The sequence below is a fragment of the Nonomuraea montanisoli genome, assembly GCF_013363975.1.
Lineage (GTDB): Bacteria > Actinomycetota > Actinomycetes > Streptosporangiales > Streptosporangiaceae > Nonomuraea > Nonomuraea montanisoli.
Map to the genome: position 1 here is coordinate 237391 of NZ_JABWGN010000009.1, position 15336 is coordinate 252726.

General features: G+C 63.8%; 12 protein-coding genes and 1 pseudogene. 8 read left to right on the forward strand and 5 right to left on the reverse strand.

Annotated features, from left to right (window positions below):
- Positions 1-205: 205 nt before the first annotated feature.
- The gene (locus HTZ77_RS24400; RefSeq protein ID WP_205303317.1) at positions 206-745 is read right to left on the reverse strand and encodes a hypothetical protein; all 540 of its coding nucleotides are present in this window, start codon (positions 743-745) and stop codon (positions 206-208) included.
- Positions 746-1279: 534 nt separating this feature from the next.
- Here HTZ77_RS24400 and HTZ77_RS24405 point away from each other — a divergent pair.
- Both HTZ77_RS24405 and HTZ77_RS24410 read left to right on the forward strand, forming a co-directional pair.
- A complete protein-coding gene (locus tag HTZ77_RS24405; protein WP_268960113.1) occupies positions 1280-2545 on the forward strand; it encodes a condensation domain-containing protein in 1266 nt (421 codons plus the stop codon).
- A 25-nt stretch (positions 2546-2570) separates the two neighbouring features.
- Positions 2571-3353, forward strand: a complete 783-nt coding sequence (locus HTZ77_RS24410) for a class I SAM-dependent methyltransferase (RefSeq protein WP_175591997.1) — start codon at positions 2571-2573, stop codon at positions 3351-3353.
- A gap of 837 nt (positions 3354-4190) precedes the next feature.
- Here HTZ77_RS24410 and HTZ77_RS48765 read toward each other — a convergent pair.
- Positions 4191-4550, reverse strand: a pseudogene (locus HTZ77_RS48765) (IS30 family transposase); the annotation flags it as partial.
- Between the two features lie 803 nt (positions 4551-5353).
- Between HTZ77_RS48765 and HTZ77_RS24420 the strand changes: the two are divergent.
- The 4 genes from HTZ77_RS24420 to HTZ77_RS24435 all read left to right on the forward strand — a co-directional run bounded on the left by HTZ77_RS24420 (position 5354) and on the right by HTZ77_RS24435 (position 10917).
- Positions 5354-5836 carry an SdpA family antimicrobial peptide system protein gene (locus tag HTZ77_RS24420; protein ID WP_175591999.1) on the forward strand — a complete coding sequence of 161 codons (483 nt, stop codon included), beginning with the start codon at positions 5354-5356 and terminating at the stop codon, positions 5834-5836.
- A 41-nt stretch (positions 5837-5877) separates the two neighbouring features.
- A complete protein-coding gene (locus tag HTZ77_RS48770) occupies positions 5878-6798 on the forward strand; it encodes a sporulation-delaying protein SdpB family protein (protein ID WP_407940542.1) in 921 nt (306 codons plus the stop codon).
- The gene (locus tag HTZ77_RS24430; protein ID WP_175592001.1) at positions 6695-7723 is read left to right on the forward strand and encodes a GNAT family N-acetyltransferase; all 1029 of its coding nucleotides are present in this window, start codon (positions 6695-6697) and stop codon (positions 7721-7723) included. Before HTZ77_RS48770 ends, HTZ77_RS24430 begins: the two co-directional genes overlap by 104 nt.
- Positions 7724-7917: 194 nt before the next feature.
- Positions 7918-10917 carry an AfsR/SARP family transcriptional regulator gene (locus HTZ77_RS24435; protein WP_205303319.1) on the forward strand — a complete coding sequence of 1000 codons (3000 nt, stop codon included), beginning with the start codon at positions 7918-7920 and terminating at the stop codon, positions 10915-10917.
- Positions 10918-12336: 1419 nt separating this feature from the next.
- Here the strand turns inward: HTZ77_RS24435 and HTZ77_RS24440 are convergent.
- Positions 12337-12912: a GNAT family N-acetyltransferase gene (locus HTZ77_RS24440; protein ID WP_175592003.1), complete on the reverse strand. Its 576-nt coding sequence runs from the start codon at positions 12910-12912 to the stop codon at positions 12337-12339.
- A 27-nt stretch (positions 12913-12939) separates the two neighbouring features.
- Here HTZ77_RS24440 and HTZ77_RS24445 point away from each other — a divergent pair, with 27 nt between their 5' ends.
- Positions 12940-13089: a hypothetical protein gene (locus HTZ77_RS24445; RefSeq protein WP_175592004.1), complete on the forward strand. Its 150-nt coding sequence runs from the start codon at positions 12940-12942 to the stop codon at positions 13087-13089.
- A gap of 237 nt (positions 13090-13326) precedes the next feature.
- On the opposite strand, the gene HTZ77_RS45400 is transcribed toward HTZ77_RS24445, so the two are convergent.
- Positions 13327-13614: a hypothetical protein gene (locus HTZ77_RS45400; RefSeq protein ID WP_205303321.1), complete on the reverse strand. Its 288-nt coding sequence runs from the start codon at positions 13612-13614 to the stop codon at positions 13327-13329.
- Positions 13593-14336, reverse strand: coding sequence for a winged helix-turn-helix transcriptional regulator (locus tag HTZ77_RS48360; protein ID WP_407940549.1), 744 nt, complete (start codon positions 14334-14336; stop codon positions 13593-13595). The genes HTZ77_RS45400 and HTZ77_RS48360 overlap by 22 nt, the downstream gene beginning before the upstream one ends.
- Here HTZ77_RS48360 and HTZ77_RS46570 point away from each other — a divergent pair.
- Positions 14241-15140 carry a hypothetical protein gene (locus tag HTZ77_RS46570; RefSeq protein ID WP_235995059.1) on the forward strand — a complete coding sequence of 300 codons (900 nt, stop codon included), beginning with the start codon at positions 14241-14243 and terminating at the stop codon, positions 15138-15140. The two genes, HTZ77_RS48360 and HTZ77_RS46570, sit on opposite strands and share 96 nt — an antisense overlap.
- The last annotated feature ends 196 nt before the right edge of the window (positions 15141-15336 follow it).

Consider the following 15336-nt stretch of genomic DNA (forward strand, 5'->3'; position numbering starts at 1 on the left):
GACGAGTGCGCCGACGGCGGCTGGCCCTGCATGCCGGAGCAGCGCCGTTAGGCCGGCCCGCTCCATGGAAAGGGTCCACCATCGCGAGAGGCTCTTCTGCACCTGGACGGGCATTACCATCGACCGCTCTGCCTTGCCTTTCTCAGGATCGTTCCGCCGACCGGGCCTCCCTGGACCCCATGAGATCCGCCTGCCGCAGGTGCGGTTACCAAGACGTCGCACCAACTGGATGGACATATCGGCCGGCGGCGTTCGTGAACGTGTCCTCTCCTCCTGGTCGCAGGGAGATGATGCACAAGTCAAAGCCTTGGCCGGTGAAACGCCGCCACGGGAGCACCCGCTGGCCCTCGGCGGTGACGTCGGTGACGAACACCGTCATGCCGACATCGACCTTCTCAAGGCCGTCGCCCAGCACGAGATCCTCCGGCGGCTCCCTGCTCACGAGGAAAACCCTGACGGCGGCGGGCGTCGAAGCGGCCGCGTCGAGCGCCGCAGCCGCGCGCTCGCCGAACCCCATGATGATGCTCGGCACGACGTCGAGTTGGCCGAACTCCTCCGCTGCCAAGCCCAGCGAGTGGGACCACCGCTCGATCCGGCGCACGCGGAAGGCCACTTCGGCATGCGCCAGAACGCGCCGCCAAGCGGGGGTAAGCATGTCGCCGTCGTCATCCAGCACCAGGAGGAACGGGAGCTGCGACCCCGACGGGACACACATAGGGCGAACCGCATCACCGAGATGGCTCATGCCGCCACCTTCGTCAGATTCTCGTGCTTGAACCGATGGCCGGCCGACTGGTTCGGCTTGAGCCACATCTGAATACCGCCTCTTCGGCCTGATATCAGGGGTGAGCATGCGCCCCTGAGTACGCGAGTGAATCTCACCTCTGATTCTCCCTGCGGCGGGCGCTTTTGCCTGTCCCGTAAACATGGGACAGGCAACTGCTTCCCCGGCGGATTAATGTGGCCATCGTCGGCCGCTTTCCAGGGGCGGGTGATGGCGCCTGTCGCTTTTGCAGAGAAGGCGTTGACGTAGCGCGGACATTTCGCATTACGGGCGAATCCCGTGACATCGGGAAACCCATAGTCCGTCTGTTCGGCAGCCGGCCCGGGATCGAACAGACGCCGACCCCGAGAATGAAAGGAGGTGCGCCATGGCCACCAGCAAGCCCGGTTAGTCCTGACGAACCGCCGCAATGGATGGCGATGGCTCATCACCGGCCAGCGCCATCCATTGCCCCGCAGATTCCGGCAGCGAGCCGTGGAGGCCTGTTCAATGGAAATGGCGCCGCTAAGTCACGGCCAGCTCTACATCCTTCGAGGTATGGAGCGTCACCCGCCAGACCAGCGACACAACATCGGCATCACCTACAACCTCGACCAGGTGTGGACGCTGCCCCCTGGGATCACCGCCGAGGGGGCGCGGGACGCTCTGGTGGACCTGGCTGCACGCAACGAGGTCCTCCGAACCACCTATCACGGCATTGGCGAGAAGCGGCCACGGCAGGTGGTCCATGCCGCGCAAACAGTCGAACTGCAGGTTCTGAGGGCCGCGAAGGGGGACGGTGCGGCGCTCGCCGCCGCTACGGCTGACGAACAGTGCGTGCGTGAGATGGATTTGACCAGGGAATTCTCCTGGCGCGCGGCAGTGGTCCTAGAGAGAGACGGCTCCGCGCGACTGGCACTGTGCTTCCATCACATCGCGGTCGATCTCGCCGCGATCGAGCTGCTGAGGCAGGATCTGCACGGCATTCTGCAGGGCGCTCCAGGAGTCCGCCGCCCGTCGCCTCGCGCCGTCGCGGAATATCAGACGTCGCCCGGCTGGGCCGCGCGGGACCGTTCCGCGACGGCATATTTCGACGGCGTCTTTCAGCGGATGTCCCGCTGGACGCAGTCCGCCCCGGAAGGCGCGCCGACGGAATCCGTCATGGCGACGCTTCGAACCGGAATCTCCCCGGCGACAATGAAGAAGTGCGCAGTCGGACATGCCACGAGCGCCACGGGCCTGCTGCTGGCGGTGTTCACCAGGGCGTTGTGCCGCCTTGGAGCAATGATCCATCCGGCGGTCCACATCATGTCGGCGAACCGATTCGACCCACTCTTCCGGGGGGCAATCGCCAACCAGGCCCAGTTCGTCCCGATCATCTCTTCGGGAGATCAGGACGACCATCTGGAAGTCCAGGGGGAAAGGCTGCACCGGGACAGCCTGCTCGCCTACAGGAATGGCTGCTACAACCCCGACACCGTCAGAGCCCTGAGAGAGGCGAAACACGGCCTGGACGCCCACGGGGAGCCGACGATCTTCTTCAATTACGCTGAGAACGCCTCAGCGTCCCCCGCTTCGGATGATCTTGGGATGACCGAGCTGTCGTGGGCACCCGTCCGCATCGCGGCCGAGCCGGGTCTTTACGGATATGTCTGGGGCGGGCGGCGGATTTCTCTCATCCTGAGAGCATCATGGCCCGGCTTCGGCCGTGACCGAGTAGAGCAGGCACTGCGCCTGATGCACGAGGAACTGGTCAGTGCGATTTCCCGGCGTGCGCAGTGACCCAGCCCGGGACAGATCAGGAGGCATGATGGAAGGTTTCCATGCGATCACCTACGGCGAGCGTGTCGCCGAGGACTATGACCAGCGTTTCTCCCTGGGACCGGAGCTCACAAAGCGTCAGGTCGCAGTGTTGTCAGAGCTGCATCACCGAGGCAGGATCCTTGAGGTAGGCGCAGGCACGGGCAGGATCGCCCTGCCCCTGGCCGCCGCCGGGAAGCCGGTGCACGCGATCGACATCAGTCCGCGGATGCTGTCGATTCTCCATCGCAAAGCCGCCGAGCGGCAATGCGAGCTCACCACCGAGCTGATGGATATCTCTAAGGCTGCCCCGGCCGGCAGGTTCGGCCTCATATCGTGCGTCTTCAACACCTTCTACATGCTGGGCGGGCATGAAGAGCAAAGGCGGGCGCTGGCGAACTTTGCGACGTGCATCGAACCCGAAGGCATGCTTGTCATCGAGACGTGGGTCCTGTCGAAAGAACAGGAGGCCGACAGCACCTTCCGGCAGAGCTTGCAGATCCGTCGGCTCACCCCTGACGAGGTGGTGATCTCGGCTATTCTCGTCGACCGCGACGACTCGAGGTTGGATATCAATGACCTCTTGTTCACGAGAGACGGTATAGCTCTCTTCCCCCATCAAGCCCACTATCTCTCGCTGGACGAGCTCGACGACCAGTGCCGCGAGGCAGGGTTCCAGCTCATGGAACGCTGGTCCGATTGGGACAGGACCCCCTATGTCGACGGGATCACCGATGTGGTCTCGCTCTATCGCATGGACAGTCAGCACGTCACGGCCATGAACCAGTGAGGCGTCCAGGTCACCGCGCGTTCCCGGCGTGACTTCTAGGTCGTTCGCCAGGTCGGCCTGCGCGCTCACGCCGCCGATCTCGTCCGAGAAGCTGAGCGCGGCGGAGAAGCTGGGGAGTGGGTCGCTGAACCGATCGCCATTCGCGTACACGACGCCCAAGACCGTGAGCTGATGCGCCTCCACGGGCCTGTCGCCAAGGCGTCGCATGATGGCGAGAGCGTGCGGTCCCTGCGCGTTCTGGCGCCGAGCTCGGTAGACCGACGTCAGGCCCGTGAGACAGGTCGCCCCATCGCTCGGATCCCGCTGTTTGCTGGCCATGCGCAGGGCAGCCGGGTAAAGCTCGTGCGCCTCGCCCGCGTAGGCGGTGAAAGTGAATAACGGCTGCAGCATGCAGACGAACCAAGTCGGCGATGTCGTGGGCCAGGTGGTTGGCTGAGACGGCTGCCGGCGGCGTGGAGGGCGGTCACCTGCCGCTCGACGTGATCGTCTTCCAGAGCGTCCCCAGTATCTGGGCGCAGATGTGGCACTCGCTAGACGCGCCGGCGGTTCCGCCTGCTCGGCTTCTCGGACAGCGACTCGATAACGGTGCAGGCCGATCCACCCGCAGGGAACCGTCGTGCGGTAGCCGATGTCCACGGTCTGGAGCTCTACAGCTTCGTCCGCGCAGGCAGGAGCTCTCCCAGAGAAGATCTACGAGTTGCTCGGAAGGCACCATGGCCTTCAATTCGACACACTCGCCAGCACCTTGCCGTAGCGCGGGCCGCCGAGGCAACCGAGGCGATGGCGCCACGTCTTCCGAGCACGTGTCGAGCCCTTCCATGTCGTTCCACGACCTCAGGTCAGCATGCGGCACAGCTCCTCGGGCAACCCAGTGATCGCCTTGGTGATCGCGTCACGCATGGCTGCAGCGTCGTGGCCAGCTAGCGCTGGGTCGATCTTCACGTGTTCCTTGTTGCCGTAGCCCTGCATACGAAGCAGGTGAAACAGCAGGTTGAATCGTGTCGTGTGCCCCACCAGTGTGCCGATCGCCGAGCGGCTGGTGCCGATGACGAGATCACCCTCCCAGTGGCCGTGGATCGCGCGGTCTTCGGCCGCGGCGGCACTTGCGCTGATCAGCGTCTCAGGGGTCACGTGGCCGCCGGCCTCCTGCCGAGCGTGGGCTCGCGGCACCCGCGGTGCACGCCCGGTGCGCAGACAGCACTCCTTCTAGCGGTCGTCGCAACACCCCGGCTTGGGGAGTGCGATGGAGTTCGAGATTCGAGTGGATTCGAAGCCGCATGGGCCCAGAAGCTCTTGAAGGAGAGGGAACGCTACCTTGCTCTGATACAGCAGGGGATGAGCAACCGGTAAGCGTGCCTGCACCGCCAAGTCACCACGGCCATACTCGCCCTGGCCTTTCTCGCCGTCAGCCTCACCGAGCATGTCCTGGCCGGGTACAGATTCCGGCAGTCCGCCAAATCCGTGCGCAGATCAGTCAGCTAGCGCCGCCGGGACGACCTCTACCACGCGATCTATGGGTGTAGTACCTGCCGATCCGATAAACCGAACAGGACTATCAGGCTGATACTGCCGGATAGGGAGGGCGCCTATCCACTCGATCGCGCTCTGGGGCAGGTCGTGACTTCCGATCGATACCAGTCCGCTCTAAGGGCTGATCGGTCACGTTATCGCAGATCACAGCCCCTTTGGCCGCACCAGCACTCTCAAGTCCACGAGCCTCGATGTCATTCGGGTAGCGGTTTGGTAGGGATCTAGTAGGTACACTCTCTTCTATGATCGTCGGTAACGTGCCAGCGGCGGAAGGTGGGTAGCAAGATAATGAGATCGGTGCTCGCGGCGGCCATAACAGCAGTCCTGGTACTCTTGGCGGTCGCATTCATAGGCTCATCCTCCAGCAGTGCTTCGGAGATCATCGTCCCCCTCAGCGCGGACGGGATGTCGGCCTGGTAGTCGCCGTGGGATCACAAACGTCAGCGACATCTAGGGGCTTCCTATATACGGTGACGGTCCTGGCGATCGGCATGGTCGCCACCATGGCGCCCCAGCTTCCTGGGGCGCCGGAATGGCTCGCCACACACAAACACGCGTACGCGACCGTCTGGCCGCAGCGCTGGAATTTCTTCACCGAGAATCCGGATGAGCAGCAGAACGTCGCATACTCCGTCTCTCCGGAACGCATGACGTTACAGTCGGCGATCACACTTCACATGTCCTCGGCCAATCTGTGGGGCCTGGGGCGCTCCAGCGATGCGCAGCAGGTGGAAGTGGCGTATCTGATGCGACAGATCCCGCCGACGCGATGGGTGTCCTGTGGAGCCCGACGCCAGTACGACTGCATTCAAGCAGTGCTGGCCCAGGCTGCATACACCACAGCAAACCGATTTCCTTCCCCCACGATGTGCGGCTCGGTAGTCCTCGCCACCAGGGCCCCTACCGGCAGAATAGCAAAAGGCGTTCTCGGAAGCTTTTCATGCCGTCCGTAACCGCTACAGGCTCCCGAGTGTGGGCTTCAGCTGAGACATGGATGAGCGGAAAGGGAGTCGCGCTAGGTCGATCTCTGTTGGCCTTCTCCCAACTGACGGTCCTGCTGTTTTCTCCCGACGACGTTCTTTTCATTGATGTACCTGGTGTTCCTGGGGAGATCGGTTGTGGCGGAATCCGGGCCGTCTCCCTGTGGTGCCTAGCGCATTCCGGGTCGTCTGAGTCCCTGGTGGTCAGGATCGCGGCTATTGCGATTCTGATCGCTGTGGCGTCAGGATTCCGCCCACGGTGGAGTTGCATCCCACATTACTACGTGTCCTTCAGTCTGAACACGGGCCTTACCGTGCCGAATGGAGGAGAACGGGTAGCACAGTTGGTCACCATGCTTTTGGTTCCGATCTGTCTGGCCGACGGGAGGACCTGGCAGTGGAAGGGGGTGGACGCGGGAGCCTCGCCCGCATGGCGAGGAGCCTCGTATGCTGCACATAGTTTCATACGCTTGCAGTTGGCCGTCATCTATGGATGGGCCGCGTTGGCCAAGTTCGGTTCTCCTGGTTGGAGAGAGGGTACTGCGTTCCGAGCAATTGCCAATGATCCCTCTTTTGGGCTCCCGACCTGCTGTCGCACCATCTTCGGTGCGGCTCTGGCCTCCGGCTGGGCCGTTGCGGTCATCACATGGGGTGTGATCGCCCTTGAACTGTTGATAGCCATCAGCATGTTCGGGTCGCGGCGAACTCGAATGTTCGGTCTTGTGATGGTAATCGTTCTGCACGCAGGCATCATCACATTGATGGGTCTATTCAGTTTTGGCATGATAATGATCGCTTCGGTGATCATAGGCGCGCTTGGGAGGGATGAGAGTGGCCATCAGCATCTTGCCGTTCGACATCGACTCGGCTTCCAGGGAGGACTTCACCGAGCATCACGAACTGGCTCTGGCCGCCTTCGCGGTCGACCGTCCTGACGCACCTCTTATTGACTTCGAGACCTTCGTCGGCCGTTTGCGTGCCATACCGCCAGGTGTAGCGGGTCAGCGCATCTGGACAGCACATGACGAAGGCCGTCTGGTGGGTAGCGTGGTCGTTCAGTTGCCTCGGCTGGAGAACACTCGGGCTGCTGTGGTGGACATTCGAGTACAACCCGCCATGCGCCGCCACGGGATTGGTACAAAACTTCTGCAGGTCGGAACAGAGGGTTTGCGAGAAGCCGGGCGTGACATTGTGGTGGGGAGAGGGATAACCGCCGGGGGTGATGGAGAGGGCTGGGCGAACAGGCTCGGCTTCGCCACCGTGCAGAAGATCGTCCTGCAGACTCTCCAAGTCGCCGAGTCCGACTACACGCGGTGGGAGATTGCTCCTCCCCGTGGCTATCTTCTGGTGCAGTGGAAGGGGACAGCCCCGGACGACCTGGTCGAGTCGTATGCCGGCGCGAGGAACAGCATCCGTGACGCCCCCGCCGGTGAGTCGGGTTATCAGCATCCGGTGTGGACGGTGGAGCGCGTTCGGCATGCAGAGGATGACGCGCGGAATCGTGGTGTGGAGCATCGAGTATCCGTGATAGTGCATCAGGAGAGCAAAGCCGTGGTGGCGCTCACCGTGCTCGAAGCTTTTCCTCACTTGCGCACCACCGCATTCCAGCAAGACACGGTTGTCGTTCCCGGCCACCGGGGCCGTGGACTTGGGCGTTGCGTCAAGTCCGCCATGATGAGGTGGTTGACAGCCGAGCGGCCAGAGATAGGGCTCGTCGTTACGAACACGGCGGCCGACAACAACTTCATGATCCAGGTCAATCACGACGTCGGTTATCTCACGAGACGCACGATGCTTACGGTCGAGGCCGACCTCACTGATCTGGAGTCGCGCTGGGCTGATGGCCGAGCTTACCGATGATGACCTACGGGAAGGCAGGGCCTCTCGTTCGGCTGTTGCCGGCTTGGCCTCAGGCCAGGCCATCACGATAATGTCAGACCATGAACGCGGCTAGACACGAGGCCACAACTCCAGACTTTCTTCTCCTCGGTCCGCTGGGGGTTGAATCCAACGGCCGATCTTTGGACCTTGGAGGCCCCCGTCAGAGCAGGGTGATGGCCGCCCTGTTGCTCTCCGCCAATGCCGTGGTCCCATTCGAGCGCTTCGTGGATGTCCTATGGGACAGCCCGCCCCGATCGGCGAGACAGCAGATCCACAATGTAATCGCCGCGCTCCGTCGTTCCTTGGCTGATCTCAGGCCGGAGGTCGACATCGTGACAAGTGATGTGGGGTACCGCCTCCAGGTCCCCGAATCCTGGATAGACGTTCACCGGTTTCAGTCAGCACTCCGGGAGGCCGATCAGGCGGAGGCCGCGGGGCGGCTTCCTGAGGCAGTCCGCCTCCTGCGATGGGGACTGAGCCAGTGGCGAGGGCCTGCACTGACGGGCCTGACGAGCCAACACTTGGCAAACGTGGCCGCGCGGCTGGATGAGCAGCGGCTCGCTAGTGTCGAACATCTCATGCACCTGCGGCTGCGTCTCGGTGAGGCGGCCTCTCTGGTAGGCGAGCTGATCGAACTGGTAGCAGAGAGTCCACTGCGGGAATCGCTTCGTAGCACACTGATGATCGCTTTGGCGCAGAGCGGACGACAGGCAGAGGCATTGGCCGTCTTCGAGGACGCGCGAAACATACTGGCCGAGGAACTGGGCCTGGATCCGGGGCCACAACTACGACTGGCTTACACCCAGATCCTCAACGGTACATCGGACCTTGAGGCGCCGGGGCAACCGATGGACAAAAGCGGTAGGCATTCCAACTACCTCCCGCATGACCTTGTGGACTTCACGGGACGCGGTCCCGAGACCACACGTCTCCTCTCCGACATCCAGCGGGCGGCCCCCACAGCCTTGGTGATCACCGCGCTCGAAGGCATGGGTGGGATAGGAAAGACAACACTAGCGGTCCGCCTCGGTCACCAGCTTTCCGAAGAATATCCCGACGGCCAATACTTTATTGATTTACACGGGTTCAGCGCGCTCGCTGACCCGCTTTCTCCGATGCGGGCCCTGGAACTCCTCCTGCGGGACGCCGGTGTGACAAGTGAGCTGCTGCCGCCCGATCTCGAAGGGCGAAGTTCGATGTGGCGGTCAGTGCTTTCAGGCCGACGCATACTTCTGGTTCTTGATAACGCGGTTGATGTGACTCAGATACGGCCGCTACTGCCCGGGACGGCGGGGGCCCTCGTGATCATCACCAGTCGTCGTCGCCTGGCGGCCCTCGAAGGGACGCGCGTTCTACAGCTGGACGTCCTTCCGCACGGGGACGCGGTTGCACTTTTCGAGCATATTGTCGGAAAGGAGCGGGTCCACGGAGAGAATGCGGCCGTCGAGCAGGTGGTGGAACTATGCGGAAGATTGCCGTTGGCCATCCGGATCGCCGCCGCTCGGTTTCGGGACCGCAGCAGTTGGACCATGGACGATCTGGTTCAGAAGCTGCGGGACCAGAAAGGTCGGATTCGCTTCCTGGCCACGGGCGATCGAAGTGTGATGAGGGCACTTGCCCTGTCGCACAAGTATCTCGGCGACACCCAGCGCAGAGCTTTCGCATTACTGAGCATTCACCCCGGAACAGATTTTGATGTCTACTCTGCCGCAGCGATTACTCGCCTCACTCTGGACGAGACCGAGTTCATGCTGGAAACGCTCTTTGAAGATCATCTTCTTCAGCAGGCTGCCCCTGGCCGCTACTTCTTTCATGATCTTGTCCGGGACTGTGCGCAGGAGTTGCTTGTCGAGTCGGTTGATGAAGAAAGTCGCGAGCGGGCGCTTGATCGCCTGCTCGATTACTTCCTCGCCGCCGCCGACCAGTGGTGCAGGCCATTGGCTAAATGGGCCTTTTCTTTCGATCTTGATATCCGGGAGGAGCCGCTTCACCTGAACCTGGTCGATCGAGAGGTGGACGCAATTCGCCTGCTTGATGAGAATTATCACAACTTCATCGCTGCTGCTGCCGTTGCGAACGACATGAACAGACGTACGGCGGAGTGGCAGTTGGTGGTCTCGTTGCTGCCGTACCTCAGTCGGCGCAATTATGACGGTGAAGTCGACCAATTGGTGATGCGTGCGCTCGATGCCGCCGACCGGGCTGGTGACGCATATGGAAGGTCTGCCTGCCTGACGGGCTTGGCGGCAGTTCATAGAAGTCGGGGCGATAACGAACGCGCGCGCGAATTGATCCGGCAGGCAATCGGCATCAGCCTGGAGCTGGGGGACAGGGGGAGCGCGACGTATCAGCGGATCAACCTGGGGATCATGCACGCCAATGACAACCAGTTTGACGAGGCGCTTGCAGCCTTCTCTGCCGCCGCTGACCTTGCAGGGCTCGCCGGGGATGTGTCGGCCCAAGCCGATATCGCCAACAACCGGGGCGTCATTTATCGCATCCGGGGAAGGTTCGACGAGGCGCTCGATCAATTCCGGTGGGTTCTCGATCTGGATGGGGAGTGCCGTCCTCCTCAGGCTCGGGCGCTGACCCTGAACAATCTTGCATCCGTCATGTACCTGCAGGGCAATCCTCACGATGCAATCAAAAGATACGACGAGGCCCTGGAGCTGAGCCGCTCGATAAGAAGCCGAATCGGCGAGGCTTTCGCATTGATTGGGCTTTGCAATGCCCATCGGTCCATCGGCGATCCGGACACCTCCCTGCAACATGGCAGAAGGGCGCTCGATATCAGTCGGGAATTAGGCTTGTACGACTTGGAATGTGACGCCATGAATGCGCTGGGTGACTCCCTGGTGAGTAGAGGTGAGTTGAGTGCAGGAGAGTCCGTGTTCAATCAAGCGCGGCAACTTGCCGCACAGCACAGTCTGACAAGATTCATGGCACGAGCCCAGGAGGGCCTAGCGCATGTCATGGCTGCTCGCGGGCTGGTTGAGGAGGCACGCGAACTGTGGTCGCTGGCACTGGACACCTTTCCTCCGGGCGTCTTCGACGCGGAGAGCAGCAGGATCCATCTTGGTGCCGCAGGAGTAGATCCAGTTCATTGCCGCCGGTGCCGGATCCACCGCGAAGCTTCGGCGCCTGATTGTGGCGGGGCAGGGCGGGGAGGCTAGGGCCTGCACCGCTGTGGCTAGGCGCCGCGCCAGGTGAGGCAAGGGCTGCCGCGCAGCCTGCCAGCACCGATGCACTGCCCCGGTGCGGACCACATGCAGCACACGGATCGACTCGGCCATCCCGCTTCCGTTTTTCAGGGCAGCGTGAGCCTCGTCGGCCAGGACTGCCTCGGCAGCGGAGTCCAGGGGATCAGCCTTCCCCTGGCCCTGCGCTGTTGCCGATCAAGGTGATTGACCGTGCCCACTTTGACCTTCGCGCTGCTCAGGTGACGACGGTACCTTCTACCCCTACTGCATGCATCCGGCCGAAGGAGCGCGCGGCTTTTCCCAGGAGACCTCGAGCGGCCCAGCAGCCCCCACCTGGTGCGAGTCGCCCACGAGCACTGGGACCAGATCGGGACCACACGTCGTTCACGCACGGGAACGATGCGCAGGTCAGCGAACCCGACGCGCGCCCGGCGCCAGGCGCTTGACCTGCGAGAACCATTACTCCCATGTTCTGGGGGTCAAGGGGTCGCAGGTTCAAATACTGTCGTCCCGATGGTGATACAAGGCCGGTCGACTTGGGTGAAAGCCCAGGTAGGCCGGTCTTTCTGCTTCCCTCCGCGATCATGCTGATCATTTACACCGCCCGGAGTTCGGGACCAGCCCTGGTTGAGGTGGGCACTCAAGGCGTTGCTCGCTGCCACGAGGGAGTAGCTGACCGGGTGGACATACCGCTGCGTGGTGGTCAGAGACCCGTGGCCGGCGATCTTCCGCAGCACGTGAACCGGGACTCCGGCGCCGGTCGTGCCGGCGGAGGTGTTCGTAGCCGAGCTTCGCCACGACCTCGTCCCAGCGCGTCGCGTGGTGATGCGGCCTCCTCTGGGACCGGTGAACAGCCGGGCACTCGGATCGTTGCCGGCGGCCTCAAGACGCCGCAGCACCAACTCGCGAACCTCGGCGATGATCGGGACCTTCCTGGCCCGCTTGCCCTTCGTGCCTGCACTGTCGCCGAAACCTCCGCCGCCAGATCGGCCGCCCTGTCGCCCACCTCGAAGACAAGATCGAGTACGCCCGGCTTCCCAGAGCCCAAGGCGACTTTCTCGGCGTCATCGCCGCCAAGACCGGCAGCCCAAGACCTCCCTGCGCCGCTACCTCAGCGATTGACAAGCCGCGGCCGGCCGCGGAATCGAGCGCTTCTGAGACGGCCCGCCGGCGCCCGCAGATCGTCAGTGCCCGCGCATGGCGTTGGCTCCCCCCGGACGCCAACGACGACGGGCGGGCCGGATGTCCTTCACCGCGCTTCACCCCACGCACTGAGCCCGGCGCGGTGGCGTCTTTGGGTTCCAGCCGCAGCGCCGGCAGGAGAGCGGCCGCGTGTATGAGTGACAGGGTGATCTTCGTCCCGGCGAGGGCTTCCAAGCGTTTCTGCCGTAGTCACTCGTGAGCGGGCCATTCCTCGGCCAGGAGCGCGTATGAGAGACCGTCGAGCCATCCCTTGGTGCGGTGGAGTGAGTCTCTCACCGTGTGCTGTTCGCGGCGCATCCCGACCCGCTCCATCAGCCGCCACGAGGATGCGTTGTCGTAGAAGCAGTCCGCGTGCAGGCGGCGCAGGCCAAGACTTGTGAAGGAGATGTCGATGAGGGCGCGTACCGCTTCGGTGGCGTAGCCCTTGCCGCCGTAGGAGGGATCGAGCGTCCACCCGAGCTCTCCTTGGACGCTTTTCGCCTGGTCAGCGACCTCTTCCTGGGCCCAACCGTCCTGGACCTTCAGTGTCAGGTCGCCGATCACCCGGCCGTCCAGTTCGACGATGAGAAGGTCTACGAGCCGCTCCTCGCGGAGGAAACGCTCACGGTAGTCGTCGTAGGTCCTTGTGGCGGCCGGGACCCATTCGTAAGTCTCCGGCAGCTGCCGGAAGGCCCAGGTCGCGTCCAGGTCGTCGGGGGCAGCCCGGCGCAACAGCAGCCGCTCGGTGGAAATCGGCCAGTCCAGCGTGTCAAAAGGGTGACGCATGGGCCCTCATGCTGACAGTGGGCTGTGGTGATACACAAACGGATTATTGCGAGCGACGTCTCCGACTACGACGTCAGCCCCGTCGTCCTGGAGACGCCCTACGACGACTACTGGTACCTCGTCGTCGACAGCTATCCGCGGCGGATCAAGGTCTGGGTCACCGAGATCTTCGATTGACGGCCCCAGGTCCGCGCGCACTGTGACGCCACACCGGTCCCTTCGCGGGAAGCGCAGGGACTCAGTGCCAGATGTAGACGCCGTAGGTCTGGAACGGATGCAAGGTGCCGTCGAGTTCGCTTCACCTGGTTGGCGAACCCTCCCGCGCCGGTGATGACTGCTTGCTCGGTGCCGCGCCGTCGGAGATGGGGGCCAGTGCCGTCGCGGCTGCTTGCAGCGGCTGTGGCGGCCGGGAAGTTACTGGGCGTCGTGCCTACAGGGTGTCCTTGACCTGGCCACGGGGGGCAGGCCAAGTAAGCCGGAAAGGGGGTCGCTGTCGGTGACGTCACGGTCGCGCTTGGCGCCGTCGCCGGCTTCGGCAACGCGGGCACCGGGCCGGTGGTGGATGGGTGCGGTCGCCGTGTGACGCAGGCCGGGCAAGGCGACCACCGACTCGGTGAGGTAACGGTAGAAGACCTGTGCGGTCCTGACGTCGATGCTGGCGTACAGGTTCGTGGTGCCGGTCACCGCGGCGGCGAAGGCCACCTCTGGTGTGTTGCGAGTGCCGCGCCCGCTTCGGCGAGATGGGACGGGTCCACCTCCAGCCACAGGGCGGCCCGGAAGCCCTGCTGCACGACGTCCCGGTGGTACTCGACGTCGAAGTACAAGACGCCGGTCTTTCTGAGTTCGGTGATGCGGCGGCGCACGGTTGAGGCGGACAGGCCGGTCGCGGCGGCCAGTTCTCCCGGTGCCGCTCTGCCGTCCCGGGCCAGCAGGTCGAGCAGGTGCCGGTCGCTGTCGCCCAACGTCACCGGAGGCGTGGTATCCGTGGCCTGTTCGGGCACGACCACAGGGCCGAGCGCTGCGACCTGCGCCGCCGAGAGCGGTCCCCGCTTGTTGATCGGGCCGAGGTCCTGGCCGAAGAAGACGTGCAACAGGCAGTGGGCCGACACATCCACGACCTGCGGCGTGCGCGGCAGCTTCCGCAGGAGCGGTGACTCCTCCAGCCCGGGACCGCGGGTCCGCACGGAGCAGGCGATCTCCGTGCCCCCGGAACCGAGAGTGACCCAGCTGGTGTCCGTGTGCCGCGCCCTCGCCACACCGATGGAAGCGGCCGCGTCAGGCGTGCATCGCACACGTACGACCCACCGGGAGTCACCGAGCCGTACGGGATGGGTGAGGCCAAGGACCCGAAGCTTCCCAGCGGATCGAAGCCGGGACAAGCGGCGCGCGACGGTCTGGTCGGACACCCCGAGGACCTCGGCGATCTCCCGAAGGGAGGCCCTTCCGTTGATCTGAAGGGCATGCGCGAGCTCGGTGTCTTCGGCCGACAGTTCGGGATCTTCGCGACGACGAATGTCGAGAAGGTCATCACACACCTGAGTATGTCGAATCTGCGCAAGTCTCGACCTCTGACTTACTCAATCGCCCTTCGGTGCCCGATGTTCGGTTGGCGGGACCCCTCAGCGACCATGCGGTCCGTATCGGTCCCGGACAGCACGCTCGATCCGAACGGAGAACCCGGCATGCGCAAGTGGTGGCCTCTGACGGCGGTTTGCCTTGGCGCCTTCATCCTGCTGATGGACGTGACCATCGTGAACGTCGCACTGCCCAACATGGCTGACGACTTCGACGCGTCCTTCACCTCGTTGCAATGGGTGATCGACGGATACGCCCTGGCCCTCGCTGCCCTTCCGCCAGTTGGGCATGACCTTGGCCATCGCCATCCTTGGCGCGGCCTTCACCAGCCGGACGGTCGCCGCACTCGCCGGACCCGCCACGGTGCCCGACGCCGCCAAGAGCGCCGCGGCCTTTGCCGCGGGACAGGCTCGGCAACTGATGAACGCGGTACCCCCCCCGCACACCGCGACGCGGTACAGCACCTGATGCACAAGGCCTTCGTCACAGGGCTCGACCGTGTCTTCCCCCAGCTGTCGGCCATCGCGGCGGCCTTCGGTGGGCTGGTCGTCCTGACCCTGGTACGGCCCCCTCGCCGGACGGTCCCACAAGCGCCCGAGGCGGCTCGCCGTCGTCTCTTTTCCCAGCCGGACTCACCGTCCTCAGCAGTGTGAACACGCTCAACCGATTCGACCGTTCACTTCGTCAGACCACAGGATGCACTCGCCGCCGACGGCTGGCGTTCCCGAGCGGTCGACCTGCCGAGCGCCGGCCCGCAGCCCACACCCTCCTTCCGGGCCGCGCCCGCCGAACTGGCCGCCCTCCTTGGCAAGATCGCCTCCGCCGCCACCGAAGTCTGAGACCATCGCA